This window comes from Streptomyces sp. MCA2 (assembly GCF_023544705.1).
Taxonomy (GTDB): Bacteria; Actinomycetota; Actinomycetes; order Streptomycetales; family Streptomycetaceae; genus Streptomyces; species Streptomyces decoyicus.
On sequence record NZ_JAMJFM010000012.1, the window covers coordinates 21,018 to 33,957 of the forward strand.

General features: G+C 71.2%; 14 protein-coding genes. 7 read left to right on the top strand and 7 right to left on the bottom strand.

Features of this window, described 5'->3' with window-relative positions:
- Nucleotides 1-89: 89 nt before the first annotated feature.
- Nucleotides 90-1,367: a Cmx/CmrA family chloramphenicol efflux MFS transporter gene (locus M8I34_RS12275; protein ID WP_250049456.1), complete on the top strand. Its 1,278-nt coding sequence runs from the start codon at nucleotides 90-92 to the stop codon at nucleotides 1,365-1,367.
- A gap of 51 nt (nucleotides 1,368-1,418) precedes the next feature.
- On the opposite strand, the gene M8I34_RS12280 is transcribed toward M8I34_RS12275, so the two are convergent.
- The 3 genes from M8I34_RS12280 to M8I34_RS12290 form a co-directional block, all read right to left on the bottom strand.
- A complete protein-coding gene (locus M8I34_RS12280; RefSeq protein WP_250049457.1) occupies nucleotides 1,419-1,961 on the bottom strand; it encodes a pyridoxamine 5'-phosphate oxidase family protein in 543 nt (180 codons plus the stop codon).
- A gap of 138 nt (nucleotides 1,962-2,099) precedes the next feature.
- Nucleotides 2,100-2,375: a DUF4031 domain-containing protein gene (locus M8I34_RS12285; protein ID WP_250049459.1), complete on the bottom strand. Its 276-nt coding sequence runs from the start codon at nucleotides 2,373-2,375 to the stop codon at nucleotides 2,100-2,102.
- A gap of 51 nt (nucleotides 2,376-2,426) precedes the next feature.
- Complete coding sequence (locus tag M8I34_RS12290; protein ID WP_030088559.1) at nucleotides 2,427-2,789, bottom strand: hypothetical protein; 363 nt, start codon at nucleotides 2,787-2,789, stop codon at nucleotides 2,427-2,429.
- A 131-nt stretch (nucleotides 2,790-2,920) separates the two neighbouring features.
- Here M8I34_RS12290 and M8I34_RS12295 point away from each other — a divergent pair, with 131 nt between their 5' ends.
- The 3 genes from M8I34_RS12295 to M8I34_RS12305 all read left to right on the top strand — a co-directional run bounded on the left by M8I34_RS12295 (nucleotide 2,921) and on the right by M8I34_RS12305 (nucleotide 6,819).
- Nucleotides 2,921-3,877: a MurR/RpiR family transcriptional regulator gene (locus M8I34_RS12295; protein ID WP_374210898.1), complete on the top strand. Its 957-nt coding sequence runs from the start codon at nucleotides 2,921-2,923 to the stop codon at nucleotides 3,875-3,877.
- Between the two features lie 126 nt (nucleotides 3,878-4,003).
- Entirely contained in the window at nucleotides 4,004-4,942 is a 939-nt protein-coding gene (murQ, locus tag M8I34_RS12300; RefSeq protein ID WP_250049460.1) for an N-acetylmuramic acid 6-phosphate etherase, read from the top strand.
- A gap of 176 nt (nucleotides 4,943-5,118) precedes the next feature.
- Nucleotides 5,119-6,819, top strand: coding sequence for a PTS transporter subunit EIIC (locus M8I34_RS12305; protein ID WP_250049462.1), 1,701 nt, complete (start codon nucleotides 5,119-5,121; stop codon nucleotides 6,817-6,819).
- Nucleotides 6,820-6,890: 71 nt separating this feature from the next.
- Here M8I34_RS12305 and M8I34_RS12310 read toward each other — a convergent pair whose 3' ends face one another.
- Nucleotides 6,891-7,097: a hypothetical protein gene (locus M8I34_RS12310; protein ID WP_078889734.1), complete on the bottom strand. Its 207-nt coding sequence runs from the start codon at nucleotides 7,095-7,097 to the stop codon at nucleotides 6,891-6,893.
- Entirely contained in the window at nucleotides 7,097-7,348 is a 252-nt protein-coding gene (locus tag M8I34_RS12315; protein ID WP_250049464.1) for a hypothetical protein, read from the bottom strand. Before M8I34_RS12315 ends, M8I34_RS12310 begins: the two co-directional genes overlap by 1 nt.
- 121 nt (nucleotides 7,349-7,469) lie before the next feature.
- On the opposite strand from M8I34_RS12315, the gene M8I34_RS12320 reads away from it, so the two are divergent.
- Both M8I34_RS12320 and M8I34_RS12325 read left to right on the top strand, forming a co-directional pair.
- Complete coding sequence (locus M8I34_RS12320; protein WP_250049465.1) at nucleotides 7,470-8,300, top strand: helix-turn-helix transcriptional regulator; 831 nt, start codon at nucleotides 7,470-7,472, stop codon at nucleotides 8,298-8,300.
- Nucleotides 8,293-8,565, top strand: coding sequence for a DUF397 domain-containing protein (locus M8I34_RS12325; protein ID WP_374210899.1), 273 nt, complete (start codon nucleotides 8,293-8,295; stop codon nucleotides 8,563-8,565). The genes M8I34_RS12320 and M8I34_RS12325 overlap by 8 nt, the downstream gene beginning before the upstream one ends.
- A 90-nt stretch (nucleotides 8,566-8,655) precedes the next feature.
- On the opposite strand, the gene M8I34_RS12330 is transcribed toward M8I34_RS12325, so the two are convergent.
- Entirely contained in the window at nucleotides 8,656-10,131 is a 1,476-nt protein-coding gene (locus tag M8I34_RS12330; RefSeq protein ID WP_250049467.1) for an FG-GAP-like repeat-containing protein, read from the bottom strand.
- 339 nt (nucleotides 10,132-10,470) lie between these two features.
- Between M8I34_RS12330 and M8I34_RS12335 the strand changes: the two genes are divergently transcribed.
- Nucleotides 10,471-10,761, top strand: coding sequence for a hypothetical protein (locus tag M8I34_RS12335; protein WP_250049475.1), 291 nt, complete (start codon nucleotides 10,471-10,473; stop codon nucleotides 10,759-10,761).
- A gap of 211 nt (nucleotides 10,762-10,972) precedes the next feature.
- Here M8I34_RS12335 and groL read toward each other — a convergent pair whose 3' ends face one another.
- On the bottom strand, nucleotides 10,973-12,598 hold the full coding sequence (gene groL, locus M8I34_RS12340; protein WP_250049476.1) for a chaperonin GroEL: 1,626 nt from the start codon (nucleotides 12,596-12,598) through the stop codon (nucleotides 10,973-10,975).
- Between the last annotated feature and the right edge of the window lie 342 nt (nucleotides 12,599-12,940).

A 12,940-nucleotide genomic window follows, 5' to 3' on the forward strand; every position in this document is an offset into this window, starting at 1 on the left:
CCCGGGCCGCCCCCGGGCTGCCCCCGGAACCGCGCCCGGGACCGCGCCCACCGGGAATGTGAGCCCTCCTACCGCTGTTAGTAGCTGATATGCCAGCACCGTCCGACCGCGCCCGCCTGCCCATAGCCGTGTACGTCCTCGGCCTGTCCGTCTTCGCTCTCGGCACGTCCGAGTTCATGCTCTCCGGCATCCTCCAGCCGCTCGCCCGCGATCTTCAGGTCTCGATTCCGCAGGCCGGGCTGCTGGTCTCCGCATTCGCCATCGGCATGGTGGTCGGCGCCCCGGTGCTCGCCGCCGCGACGCTCCGGCTCCCGCGCCGGACGACCCTGATCGCGCTGCTCGCCGCCTTCGGCCTGGGCCAGGTGGCGGGCGCCCTGGCACCCTCCTACGGTGTGCTGTTCGTCTCCCGCGTGGTGAGCGCGCTGGCCTGCGCCGGATTCTGGGCGGTCGGCGCTGCGGTCGCCGTCTCGCTGGTGCCGGTGACCGCACGGGCCCGCGCGATGGCAGTGATGGTCGGCGGTCTGAGCATCGCGAACATCGCGGGCGTCCCGGCGGGCGCACTGCTCGGCCAGCACGCCGGCTGGCGCGCCGCCTTCTGGGCCGTCGCGGGACTGGCCGCGATCGGTCTGCTCGGCGTGGTCGCGCTGGTGCCGCGTACGGCCGTGCCCACCGGCGACGACCGCCCGCAGCTGCGCCGCGAGCTGACCATCTACAAGGACAAGCAGGTCTGGCTGGCGCTGACCGCCACGGCCCTGAACGGCGCCGCGGTCTTCGCGCTCTTCTCGTACCTCTCGCCGCTGCTGACCGACACCGCCGGCCTGGCCGAGAGCTGGGTGCCGACGGTGCTGGCGCTCTTCGGCGTCGGCGCGCTGATCGGTACGTTCATCGGCGGCCGGATCGCCGACGCGCACCTCTTCGGGACGCTCTTCGGCGGCATCATCGCGTCCACGCTCGTGCTGACCGTCCTGGCGCTGACCGCGCACAGCCCCCTAGCCGCGGTCGCGCTCTCCCTGATGCTCGGGGTGACCGCGTTCACCACGGCCCCGGCGCTCAACGCCCGGATGTTCAACGTGGCGAACGCCGCGCCGACGCTGGCCGGCGCCACCACCACCGCCGCCTTCAACATCGGCAACACCCTCGGCCCCTGGCTCGGCGGCCTGACCATCGGGGCGGGCTGGGGCTACCCGTCCGTGGCCTGGACCGGCGCCGTGCTGGCCGCGGGGGCCGTCGGCACCACCGCTCTCGCCTTCCGGCTGCACCGCACGACGAGCCGCTCCCGGCTGATCGCCTCCTCGGCCGCCGCCACCCCCGCACCGGCTTTGCATAAGGCAGCGGAGGCAACAGGGGCAACGGGGCAGCAGCACTGAGCCCCGGGCGGGGGCGCGCCTCGGAAGGTGCCACGGCGCCGCCCCTCCCCGTCACTCCCCGCCGTCGAACCGCCACCGCGTCTGGCTGTACGTCTCCCCCCGCCCGAAACCGAAGGCCGTGACCGGCTCGACCCGGAAGACCACGGCCCGGTTGCCCTCCCCGTGGAACGCGCCGTCGCGGACCTCGAAGTGCCAGTCGCTGCCGTACTTCTCTTCATAGAGACCGGCCAGCCGGCGCAACGTCGGCTCGTCGCTGACCTGCACCGCGTCGCCCTCGACGACCACATCGAGCCCCGCGTGCAGGTCGTTGCCACCGGCCGTCGAGGTCGTCAGCACGCAGTGGGTGTTGGCTTCGAGGTTCTTGGCCTTGCGTTCGCCGGGACCGGTGCAGAAGTGGAGGGCGCCGTCCGACCAGACGGCGAGCAGCGGGGTGACATGCGGACGGCCGTCGGGCCGGACGGTGGAGAGCCAGAAGATCTCCGCCTCGGTCATACCGCCGATGGCCGCGGGCCATGCGGTCGCCGTGGCGTCCTCACTGCTGTAGTCCGGGTCGAGCGTGGTGGCCGGGCCCCGGCCCGGTTCGCCGGCTGACATGGCTGTCCCCTTTCGGTACGGCGCGCGGTCAGGCCCATCGTGCGGGGGCCCGCCATCCTGCCGCCGCTACGACGCGCCGCAGCGGGCCGTACGGGGGGGTGCCGCGGGGCGACGGCTCCCGGGCCGACGCCGACGGCATCACACCCGCGGCGCCGGCCGGTTCTTGGGCCGGCGCAGGCCCGCGGCCGTCAGCCGGCGCAGCAGTTCCTTGCTGCCGACCTCCACGGCCCCGGCACGCACCGCGTCGCCGTACCGCTCGGCCGGCAGGTCGTAGTGGTCGCGTTCGAACGCCCGCCGGGGCGCGCCGATCCCGGCCGCGAAGGCGTGCAGTTCGTCGAAGGAATGGTCGCTGACCAGATGCGACCACATCCGGCCGTGCCCGGGCCACGTGGGCGGATCGATGTAGATCGCCACGTCAGCCCGCCGGCCCGTTTGCCACGTCAGCCCGCCGCACCATCAACCACCTCAGCCCTCCATGGGGTCACGCAGCTGCCCGACCGGGGCCACCGCGACCGCCGTCTTGGGGCAGACCCAATGCGGATCGGGCCCCAACTCCGGTTCGACGTCGAGCGCATGGGGATCGCCCGACTCCGTGCACACGGGACACAGCGGCCAGCGGCCGTACCGGTCCAGCAGGGCGTCCTGGACGTCCTGCGCTATCAGTCCTGCGACGAATGCCGCGCCTTCAGGCCATTGCTCCACCCACCACCGGCGGTGGACGACCGCATCCTCCACGAGCGAGACGATGTCGGCGTCGGCCACCTTGTCCGCCATCAGGTCGGCGAGCACCAGCGCCCGCGCGGCGTGCAATGCCTGTTCCAGCTCCATGCCCCCCATTGTCCCCCGACCCTCCACCGGCGATCGGCGCTGTCCACAGCCCGCGGCGGGGATCATGCGCTTTGTCCACAGCACTCACAGAGGGTATTGACGCCGGGCGTCGATGAAATTACTTTTCAAGCGTGAGCAGTAGCGTGAAGGAAACTTTCAAGGACCTGAGGGACGCGGCCGTCGAGACCCGACCGGCCCCGGCCCCACCCGCCCCCGCCGCACTGGCCGCCAAGGTCCGCACCCTCGCGCCGACGATGACCCGCTCCATGCAGCGGGTCGCCGAAACCGTCGCGAGCGACCCGGCCGGCTGCGCCGCCCTCACCGTCACCGGCCTCGCGGAGCGCACAGGCACCAGCGAAGCCACCGTCGTGCGGACCTCCCGGCTGCTCGGCTACCCGGGCTATCGCGATCTGCGCCTCGCCCTCGCCGCGCTCGCCGCGCAGCAGGCGGCCGGCGGCGCCCCCGCGGTGACCGCCGACATAGCGGTCGACGACTCCCTCGTCGATGTCGTCGCGAAGCTGGCGCAGGAGGAGCAGCAGTGCCTGGCCGACACGGCCGCGGCGCTGGACGTCACCCAGCTCGAAGCCGCCGTCGCCGCGCTCGCCGGTGCCCGCCGCATCGATGTGTACGGCATCGGGGCCTCCAACCTCGTCGGCCAGGACCTCGTCCAGAAGCTGCTGCGCATCGGCCTGATCGCGCATGCGCACGCGGACCCCCATCTGGCCGTGACGAACGCGGTGCAGATGCGGACCGGTGACGTCGCCCTCGCGATCACGCACTCCGGCCGGACCACCGATGTCATAGAGCCGCTGCGGGTGGCCTTCGACCACGGCGCCACGACGATCGCCATCACCGGCCGCCCGGACGGCGAGATCGCCTCGTACGCCGACTACATCCTGACCACGTCCACGGCCCGCGAGAGCGAGCTGCGCCCCGCCGCGATGTCGTCCAGGACGAGCCAGCTGCTGGTCGTGGACTGCCTGTTCATAGGCGTCGCGCAGCGGACGTACGAGACCGCGGCACCCGCGCTCTCCGCCTCCTACGAGGCCCTCGCCCACCGCCACTCACCACGCAACAACCAGCGCTGACCTCGCTGACCCGCCGCTGCGGGCCCGTGCCGCCGGACGGCGCGGGCGGGCACGGCGGCGCCCCGCGGCGAGGCAGCCGAACAGCAACGGCCCCCACGAGCCCGACCCGAAAAGAGCCGTCACGCCATGACCTCCACCGCCGACTACGCCCATCTGCGCGCCCAGTTGGACACCCTCACCACCGAGGCCTTCCGGCCCGAGCTCGCCGACATCGACCGCCGCCCGACCCTGGACATCGCCCGCACGATGAACAGCGAGGACGCCACCGTCCCCGCCGCCGTCGCCCTGCGGCTCCCGGAGATCGCCGCCGCCATCGACGCCACCGCCGCGCGCATGGCCCGCGGCGGCCGGCTGATCTACGCGGGCGCCGGTACGGCCGGCCGTCTCGGGGTGCTGGACGCCAGCGAATGCCCGCCGACCTTCAACACCGATCCGTCCGAGGTGCTCGGGCTGATCGCGGGCGGCCCGTCCGCGATGGTCACCGCCGTCGAGGGCGCCGAGGACAGCAAGAAGTTCGCCGTCGAGGACCTGACCGGCATCGGCCTGACCGACGTGGACACCGTCGTCGGCATCTCCGCCTCCGGCCGCACGCCGTACGCGATCGGCGCCGTCGAATACGCCCGTGACCAGGGCGCCCTGACCATCGGCCTGTCCTGCAACGCCGACTCCGCACTGGCCGAGGCCGCCGAGCACGGCATCGAGATCGTGGTCGGCCCCGAACTCCTGACCGGCTCCACCCGGCTCAAGGCGGGCACCGCCCAGAAGCTGGTCCTCAACATGCTCTCGACCATCACCATGATCCGCCTGGGCAAGACCTACGGGAATCTGATGGTCGACGTCCGCGCCTCCAACGAAAAGCTGCGGGCCCGCTCGCGCCGCATCGTCGCGCTCGCCACCGGCGCCACCGACCTGGAGATCGAGACGGCGCTCCGCATCACGAACGGCGAGGTGAAGAACGCCATCCTCACCCTCCTCGGCGGAGTCGACGGCCCCACCGCCGCCCGCCTCCTGGAAGCCGCCGACGGCCACCTCCGCGAAGCCCTCCAGGCCGCCAAGGCCCTCTGACGTTTGCCCCGCCGACACCCGCTGAGCCGCTGACCCGCTACGTCCTGCCGCCCCTCGAAGCCCCCGCCAGCACCCCACCACCTCACACACACCGCCCCGCGCCGGGCCGCAGCCCGCCCCGCACCGCCCACTCCTCCCCTGGTCCCCTGGTTGGTCTCCACAGCAAGGCACCCCATATGCCCGAAGACAAGAACCGCGCCACCGCCGCCGCGATCCTCCCTCTCGTCGGCGGCGCCAGGAACCTCACCTCCATCGCCCACTGCATGACCCGGCTCCGCCTCGGCATCCAGGACCGCTCCCTGGTCCAGGACGAAGCCCTCAAGGCACTGCCGGCCGTCCTGGGCGTGGTCGAGGACGACACGTACCAGATCGTGCTGGGCCCCGGGACGGTCGCCCGGGTCACCCCCGAGTTCGAGCGCCTGGCCGAACAGGCCCGCAGCACGGAACCACCCCCGGAACCGAAGGCCGTGGCACCGGCCGCCGACCCCCGGGCCGCCACACCACCCTCCGCCCCGGAACCCACGCCAGAGACCGCCGCCTCGCTCGCCACCGCCCCTCCCGGCGCCGCCCCGCCCGCCACCGCCGAGGAGCTGGCCGCCCAGGGCGCCGCCCTCAAGGCCCGGCAGAAGTCCCGGAACGCCACCCCGGTGAAGCTGTTCCTCCGCCGGATCGCCAATATCTTCGTCCCGCTGATCCCGGCCCTGATCGGCTGCGGCATCGTCGCCGGGATCAACGGCCTGCTGACCAACCTCGGCTGGCTGCCGTCCGTCGTCCCGGCACTGGCCGCCATCGCCTCCGGCTTCATGTCCCTCATCGCCGTCTTCGTCGGCTACAACACCGCCAAGGAGTTCGGCGGCACCCCGATCCTCGGCGGTGCGGTCGCCGCGATCATCGTCTTCCCTGGCATCTCCCACGTCACCGCCTTCGGCCAGAAGCTCGCACCGGGCCAGGGCGGTGTCCTCGGCGCACTGGCCGCGGCGCTGCTCGCCGTCCGGGTGGAGAAGTGGTGCCGCAACGGGGTCTTCCCCGGCCGAGGGAATTCGAGAGCGTGGGGAAGGGTCAGGGTTCCCGAGGCACTGGACGTGCTCCTCACCCCCACCCTGACCGTCCTGGTCACGGGCCTGGTCACGATCTTCGGCCTGATGTTCGTCGCGGGCGAGGTCTCCACCGCCATCGGCTCGTTCGCCGGCTGGCTGCTGGCCCACGGCGGCGCGTTCGCCGGCTTCGTCCTGGGCGGCCTCTTCCTCCCCCTCGTGATGCTCGGCCTCCACCAGGCCCTCATCCCCATCCACACCACCCTCATCGAGCAGCAGGGCTATACGGTCCTGCTCCCGATCCTCGCCATGGCGGGAGCCGGCCAGGTCGGCGCCGCCCTCGCCGTCTACCTCCGCCTCCCCCGCAACCGCTCGATCCGTACGACCATCAAGTCCGCCCTCCCCGCAGGCTTCCTGGGCGTCGGCGAACCCCTGATCTACGGCGTCTCGCTCCCTCTGGGCCGCCCCTTCATCACCGCCTGCCTCGGCGGCGCGTTCGGCGGCGGATTCGTCGGCCTGTTCAACCAACTCGGCGACACCGTCGGCTCCACCGCCATCGGCCCCTCGGGCTGGGCCCTCTTCCCCCTGGTCAAGGGCAACCAGAGCTTCACCACCACCCTCGTCGTCTACGCCCTGGGCCTGGCCGTCGGCTACCTCACCGGCTTCCTCGCCACCTATTTCTTCGGCTTCAGCAGGCAGATGCGGACGGACCTGAACCACGACACCCACGACTCCGACACGCCTCGCAACCCCGGCACCACCACCCCAGCGGCCGGCACACCCCCGGCCCCGGCCCCCTCCGGAACGCCGACCCACCCCGAGGGCGTCCACATCCCGGGCTGACGTACGCGGGTTCGTCAACCGGACGCAAGAGCTGTACCGGCCCCACACCCGTCCCACCCGGTGATCCCCGGTCACGGCATCCGGCTCTGCCAGTTCAGTTCTCTGACCCGGGCCGCCAGTACGGCGGACGGCGGGGCGGCGCGTAATAAGTACGGCGGGCAGTTCCACGACCGGCCGCCGCCGGGCGGCCGGAGCTGCACACACGGCCCCTCGTGGCCCACGACCCGCCCGACGCGCCCGTCCCGCCCGTCCACCGCGTAGCTGCCGAGCGCCGGGATCACGGCTGCCGATCCTCCGCGCCGTGCCCGGGAGCGGCGGTCTTGGCGTACTCCGCCAGTACGTCGGCGAGGCGCTGGGCGGTGTCCAGATTGCAGCGCCCCAGCTCGACCAGTGGCGCCATGACGCTGCTCGCGCACGACACCGGGTCGACGCAGAGGGAGGGCAGGATGACCCCCACCGCTCGGAGTGCGGTCTGTAGTTCCACCATGACAACCTCGGCCTGCCGTACCCGATCACGCGCCGTCAACATTTCTCTCCATCACCTTCCACGCTGAGTGTTCCGGTTGTGCACACAGCGTGGCGGCTACAGGTCTAGCCTGCATAGAGACGCAGACCCAACAACCGATCGTGTGTAACAGGGAGTTGCTGCGATGCCCGGACCCAAGCCCCTCGACCCGTCTTCGTCACCCCGCGCCATGCTCGGGGCCGAGTTACGACACAAACGTGAAGAGGCGGGCCTCACCCAGGAGGAACTCGGCAGTCCCCTCTTCGTCAGCGGCTCGTTCATCGGCCAGCTGGAGGCAGGGACACGGCGGATGCAGATGGAATACGCCGTCAAGATAGACGAGATCCTGGCGACGGACGGCTACTTCGTCCGCAACTGCGAAGCCGCGAAGAAGTCGAAGTACCCGGATCACTTCGCGGAAGCGGCGGAGGCGGAAGCGATCGCGGTCAGCATCAAGGAGTACGCGCCGTTGCTGATCCCTGGGTTGTTGCAGACCAGGGGGTATGCGCGGCCGATTTTCCGGGCGTATAGACCGACGGTTGCAGAAGAAGTCATCGACGAGTCGGTGGAGTCGCGGCTTGCGCGTGCGAGGCTTCTCGACGATCCAACAACGCCGCTGTTCTGGGCTGTACTGGACGAGGCGGTCCTGCGCCGCCGAGTGGGCGGGCCAGCCGTCATGGCGGAAGCGCTGGAACATATCGTCGCGCTCATCCGGCGCCACCGGATCATCGTGCAGGTACTCCCGTTCTCAGCGGGCGCGCACGCCGCCCTCCATGGCGGACTGAAGCTGATGACGTTTACCGACGCCCCGCCTCTCGCGTACGTCGACGGTCTCGGGATGGGGCAGTTGCTGGACGACCCGGCAACGGTCGCACGACACGAACTGACCTACGATCTGCTCGGGGCCAGCGCATTGTCACCGGAAGCGTCTCTGGCCCTGATCGAGTCAGCGGTGGAGGCATATTCCCGTGAGTAGCGAGTACGACCTGAGCACCGCCCAGTGGCACAAGTCCAGCTACAGCGGTGGCGACGGCGGCAACTGCCTCGAAGTCGCCACCTGGCGCAAGTCCACCCACAGTGACGGCAGCGGCGGCGATTGCCTCGAAGTCTCCGACGACCACCCCGGCATCGTGCCCGTCCGTGACTCCAAGGACCCGCACGGTCCGGCGCTCGCGTTCCGGGCGCCTGCCTGGACGGCGTTCGTCGAGGGCGTCAAGTCAGGCTCGTTGCACGGCGTCTGACACCCGCTCGGGGTCCGTGGCCGCTCAAGCCGCGGACCCCGATCTGGTGCTTGCGCCGCCCTCGGGCCGCCTCCGCGCGCTAGACGGTCCTCACCCCGCGATGACGCTCCCGAACTCCGGCGCGCCCGCCGTCGAGATGCCGACGTCGGACGGACTGATGTAGCGGGAACCCGTTGCGGTGAGGCTGCTGCCGTCCGAGCGGAGGGTGATGAGCCCGCCGTTGCCGCCGTCCTCGTAGGTGGCGCCCACCGTCAGGTCGGCCTTCTTGTCGCCGTTGAGGTCGGAGAGGACGACCTCGCCGCCGAAGTAGTCGTCCTTCTCACTGGCCCCGGGGACGCCCGGGGAGTTCTCGTGGAAGTACTGGATGTGCTGCGAGGTGTCGATGCCGGAGGGTGAGCCGCGCAGGACGGTGACCGCCCCGGCCCTGCTCACGCCGTCGAGGGTCTCGTGGGCGACGCCGATGGCCAGGTCCTGCATGCCGTCACCGTTGATGTCGCCGAGGGTGACCTCATAGCCGAACTTGTCGCCCTTCTCGGAGCTGCCGGGCACCGCGCCGGACTCCTGGGTGATGGCGTCGATGCGGTCCAGGCGCGGGCCGTTCGCCGAGCCGTGGATGACGTTGACCTTGCCGCCCTTGGTGCTGCCGGGGACCCGGTCGTCGAAGAGCATGCCGGTGACGAGGTCGCCGAAGCCGTCGCCGTTGACGTCGCCGATGGCCGTGATGAAGCCGCCGGGCAGCCGCTTGAGACCGGCGCCGGAGAGGCCGGCCGGGGTGCCGGGCAGGTAGTAATTGGTGCTGTAGTGGGGGGCGTTCTTGTCGTAGGCGCTGACGACGAGGTCGGCGTAGCCCTGGTCGGTGACCTCACCCGCGGTCAGCTGGAGGACACCGCTGGTGGGCCCGCCGACGACGGGCAGGACGAGGGCCGTGCGCGCGCCCGGGGCTCCGGACCTGCTGATGCCGCCCTTGAAGACGTGCAGCGTCGGGGCGGACGTGCCGACCGCGAGGTCGGCCTTGCCGTCACGGTCGAAGTCGCCGGCGGCCAGCGCCGCGCCGAAGCGGTCGTGCTGTGTGGGGGCCGGGTCGGCGAGGGCGACGCCGCCGTTTCCGGAGAGGCCGCCGGCAGCGCCCCACAGGATCTGGATCGTGCCGGCGTCGGCATCGGTCGAGATGTCCTCGTACGGGGCGGAGACGGCGAGGTCGGCGAAGCCGTCGGAGTTGAAGTCGCCGGTGGCGAGGCTCGCGCCGAAGAGGTCGCCGGCCTCGGCCGCGCCGGGGACGCCCGGGGAGTTCTGGGTGAGCGTGGTGCGCCGGGAGGCGTCCACGCCGTGCGCCGAGCCGTAGAGCACGGTGACGGCGCCGGCGCCCTTCTTGCCGTCGACGGTGGCGGAGGGCGCGGCCACCGCGAGATCGCGGTAGCCGTCGCCGTTGAAGTCGCCCTGGCGGCCGTTGGCGGCCGGCGCGGCGTGGTCCGCGGCCGCGGCGGTGCCGGTGACGGCCGTCAGCAGCCCGGCCGCCAGCGCGGTGGCGGCGGCGGTGGCCAGGGTCGTACGGAGGTGCTGGGGCATGCGGGACTCTCCTGCTGCCTGCGGGACGCGCGGGGCATCCACAACCGAATGGTGTGTCCGGACCGCCGCGGACCGGGCGGGCGTTTCTCCCGGTGCCTGTACGGCAGTTGACTCACAGGAGACCCGCGAGGGGCGGGGAGGGTTGTGTATAAATCACGAAGAAGGCGTGAAGGCACGGTGTCGTGGCGGACCGCGGGCGGACCACGGCCGGACCACGGCCCTTGCCGACGCCATGCCACAGCCATAGGGGTCGGCGCCACGGCCATAGGGGTCGGCGCCATAGCCGTAGGGGCCGGCGCCACAGCCATAGGGCCGGCGCCACAGCAGTAGGGTCGCGCCATGCTGATCCGGTTACACCGCCCCTGGCGCGCCAGGGCGGCCGTGGCATTCACCGTTCTCGTGCTGGCCGCCGGCGGGGTGGCACTGGTCCTGTGGGGCGAGGCGCCGCCTCCGTACGCGCCACTGCCCTCGCTGACCGCGACACACGGGAACACCCTGACCCAGGTCGTCTACGAAAGCACCTTGGACCGCGACGGCCCGCCCGGACCGGCCACCCTCGGCGGAGCCGCGATGCTGGCCGTGGCCGGGGTGTTGGGCGTCGCGGGGTGCCTCATCGGCCGTCGGCGGTAGCGCGGCCGACGCCAAGCCTCGGCCGCCCGCCAACGACACCGCGATTGGACCCGCCCGCGAACGGCACCGCCGTTGGACCCGCCCGCCAACGGCACCACCGTTGGACCCGCCCCCCAAAAAACGCCGCCGGGGCGGCACCCCCTGGGAGGAGGGTGCCGCCCCGACGTACGTCTGGACGTGATCCGGGAGGATCAGCGTTCTGATCCGGGGATCAGAAGTCCATGTCACCGCCCGGCATGCCGCCCGGAGCGCCGCCGGCAGCGGCCTTCTCCGGCTTGTCGGCGATGACGGCCTCGGTGGTGAGGAAGAGCGCCGCGATGGAGGCGGCGTTCTGGAGCGCGGAGCGCGTGACCTTCGCCGGGTCGATGATGCCCTCGGCGATCATGTCGACGTACTCACCGGTCGCGGCGTTGAGGCCGTGGCCGATGGGCAGGTTGCGCACCTTCTCCACCACAACGCCGCCCTCGAGGCCGCCGTTGACGGAGATCTGCTTGAGCGGGGCCTCCAGCGCGAGCTTCACGGCGTTGGCGCCGGTCGCCTCGTCACCGTCGAGGTCCAGCTTCTCGAAGACCGAGGAAGCCTGGAGCAGGGCGACGCCACCGCCGGCGACGATGCCCTCCTCGACGGCCGCCTTCGCGTTGCGAACGGCGTCCTCGATGCGGTGCTTGCGCTCCTTGAGCTCGACCTCTGTGGCGGCACCGGCCTTGATGACGGCCACGCCGCCGGCCAGCTTCGCCAGACGCTCCTGGAGCTTCTCGCGGTCGTAGTCCGAGTCGCTGTTCTCGATCTCGGCGCGGATCTGGTTGACCCGGCCCTGGACCTGCTCGCTGTCGCCGGCACCGTCGACGATGGTGGTCTCGTCCTTGGTGATGACGACCTTGCGGGCGCGGCCGAGCAGCTCGACGCCGGCGTTCTCCAGCTTGAGGCCGACCTCCTCGGAGATGACGGTGCCACCGGTGAGGATGGCGATGTCGCCGAGCATGGCCTTGCGGCGGTCACCGAAGCCCGGGGCCTTGACGGCGACGGACTTGAAGGTGCCACGGATCTTGTTGACGACCAGGGTCGACAGGGCCTCGCCCTCGACGTCCTCGGCGATGATCAGCAGCGGCTTGCCGGACTGCATGACCTTCTCCAGGAGCGGCAGCAGGTCCTTCACGCTGCTGATCTTGGAGTTGACGATCAGGATGTACGGGTCGTCGAGCGCGGCTTCCATGCGCTCCATGTCGGTCGCGAAGTACGCCGAGATGTAGCCCTTGTCGAAGCGCATACCCTCGGTGAGTTCCAGCTCCAGACCGAAGGTCTGGGACTCCTCGACGGTGATGACGCCTTCCTTGCCGACCTTGTCCATGGCCTCGGCGATCAGCTCGCCGATCTGGGTGTCAGCGGCGGAGATGGAGGCGGTCGAAGCGATCTGCTCCTTGGTCTCCACGTCCTTGGCCTGCTCCAGCAGGGCGGCGGAGACGGCCTCGACGGCACGCTCGATACCGCGCTTGAGGGCCATCGGGTTGGCGCCGGCGGCTACGTTGCGCAGGCCCTCGCGGACCAGAGCCTGGGCCAGGACGGTCGCGGTCGTCGTGCCGTCACCGGCGACGTCGTCCGTCTTCTTCGCGACCTCCTTGACCAGCTCGGCGCCGATCTTCTCGTACGGGTCCTCGAGCTCGATCTCCTTGGCGATGGAAACACCATCGTTGGTGATCGTGGGGGCGCCCCACTTCTTCTCGAGGACGACGTTGCGGCCCTTGGGGCCGAGGGTGACCTTGACGGCGTCGGCGAGCTGGTTCATCCCGCGCTCGAGACCGCGCCGTGCCTCCTCGTCGAACGCGATGATCTTGGCCATGTGAAGTGGTCCTCCCGGACTGGGGTGGATTGCTCCGGACCGCGCTGGCGCCCGCGACGGACGACCTGTAGACCTGTGCGGTTCCTTGCACCACGCGGCCTACGGGCCTCACCGACCCGGTCCTTCTTTGTCACTCTCACTGGGAGAGTGCTAACGCAATGATTAGCACTCGCACCCCTTGAGTGCAAGGCAGCTTCGAAGAAGCCTCCGACGGAAGTGGTGGCCGATTGACGGGCGCGCACGGGTGGACCTGCATGGACACGGATGCCCCGCGGCGACCCGCCCGCCTCCGCCGGCCCCACTGTCCGCCGACGGCGGACAGCAGAAGGCCCGCACCCCCGA

Coding starts and splice junctions, on each gene's coding strand:
- M8I34_RS12275 (WP_250049456.1), top strand. CDS start 90: ATGCCAGCACCGTCCGACCGCGCCCGCCTGCCCATAGCCGTGTACGTC.
- M8I34_RS12280 (WP_250049457.1), bottom strand. CDS start 1,961: ATGTCAGCCGGCGAACCGGGCCGGGGCCCGGCCACCACGCTCGACCCG.
- M8I34_RS12290 (WP_030088559.1), bottom strand. CDS start 2,789: ATGGAGCTGGAACAGGCATTGCACGCCGCGCGGGCGCTGGTGCTCGCC.
- murQ (WP_250049460.1), top strand. CDS start 4,004: ATGACCTCCACCGCCGACTACGCCCATCTGCGCGCCCAGTTGGACACC.
- M8I34_RS12305 (WP_250049462.1), top strand. CDS start 5,119: ATGCCCGAAGACAAGAACCGCGCCACCGCCGCCGCGATCCTCCCTCTC.
- M8I34_RS12315 (WP_250049464.1), bottom strand. CDS start 7,348: ATGTTGACGGCGCGTGATCGGGTACGGCAGGCCGAGGTTGTCATGGTG.
- M8I34_RS12320 (WP_250049465.1), top strand. CDS start 7,470: ATGCCCGGACCCAAGCCCCTCGACCCGTCTTCGTCACCCCGCGCCATG.
- M8I34_RS12330 (WP_250049467.1), bottom strand. CDS start 10,131: ATGCCCCAGCACCTCCGTACGACCCTGGCCACCGCCGCCGCCACCGCG.
- M8I34_RS12335 (WP_250049475.1), top strand. CDS start 10,471: ATGCTGATCCGGTTACACCGCCCCTGGCGCGCCAGGGCGGCCGTGGCA.
- groL (WP_250049476.1), bottom strand. CDS start 12,598: ATGGCCAAGATCATCGCGTTCGACGAGGAGGCACGGCGCGGTCTCGAG.